The sequence below is a fragment of the Hymenobacter sp. H14-R3 genome (assembly GCF_030063445.1).
Lineage (GTDB): Bacteria > Bacteroidota > Bacteroidia > Cytophagales > Hymenobacteraceae > Hymenobacter.
The window spans coordinates 1-589 of the sequence record NZ_JASITD010000086.1; the positions used below are offsets into that span (position 1 = coordinate 1).

Genomic DNA, 589 nt, shown 5'->3' on the forward strand with positions numbered 1-589 from the left:
ACGCAGTGAAGCATCTTAATCAGAAGAGCAATCTTCACGTTTAGAGCTGGTTACGCGACTAAGATGCTTCACTGCGTTCAGCATGACATTCTTTTTTTAACATAAACTATTTGCCAACGGGTACTTAAGTTAGCGGCCGCCTCGGGAAACCGGGGCGGCCGTTACTATTTATGTTTTTCCGAAGTCCGTCTGTTTTATGGATATAGAACAAATAATTGCCAGAATAAAAGATGGGCCAAATGATATTACTTTATATCCAGCAGCCACGGAACCGCTTTTTGCGGCTTTTGAAGCCAAAGCCAGCTTGGTGCTGCCTCCCGACTTTAAACGCTTGTACTATTTTACCAATGGATTTGAAGCAGTTGAAGACTTATTTCGAGTAGTCCCGCTTGAAGAGTTAATGGATGACTGGCACAGTGAAAATAGAATTGCTGGGCAGTTTTATTTCGCCGAGTACCTCATCTAAGTACCCGTTGGCAAATAGTTTATGTTAAAAAAAGAATGTCATGCTGAACGCAGTGAAGCATCTTAGTCGCGTAACCAGCTCTAAACGTGAAGATTGCTCTTCTGATTAAGATGCTTCACTGCG

At 42.6% G+C, this 589-nt stretch carries 1 protein-coding gene; it reads left to right on the forward strand.

The window, feature by feature from the left end:
- The first annotated feature begins 196 nt into the window (after window positions 1-196).
- Window positions 197-466 (forward strand): SMI1/KNR4 family protein, encoded by a 270-nt coding sequence (locus QMK33_RS23425; RefSeq protein ID WP_283567049.1) that lies wholly within the window; start codon window positions 197-199, stop codon window positions 464-466.
- The last annotated feature ends 123 nt before the right edge of the window (window positions 467-589 follow it).